The following is a 284-nucleotide window of genomic DNA, read 5'->3' as shown; positions in this document are numbered from 1 at the left end:
AGTGTCACAGTACCAACTTTTGGATTCGGCATCAAATTTCGTGGCCCCAGAATCTTACCAAGACGCCCAACAAGAGGCATCATATCTGGTGTTGCAATACAACGATCAAAATCAATAGCCCCACCATTAATGCTTTCAAATAAATCTTCAGCACCTACAATATCCGCACCAGCAGTCTTAGCTTCCTCAGCTTTATCCCCACGTGCAAAAACAGCCACTCGAACATTACGTCCAGTTCCATTAGGCAAATGAACGACACCTCGTACCATTTGATCTGCATGACG

The 284-nt window shown here is 44.7% G+C and carries 1 pseudogene; it reads right to left on the bottom strand.

From position 1 onward, the window contains the following. Positions 1-284, bottom strand: a pseudogene (locus ACFIO5_RS11765) (50S ribosomal protein L1); the annotation flags it as partial.

The sequence above is a fragment of the Bartonella sp. AA86SXKL genome (genome assembly GCF_042196885.1).
Note: the sequence above shows the minus strand (reverse complement) of the source record. Positions and strands in the feature narration are given on the sequence as shown.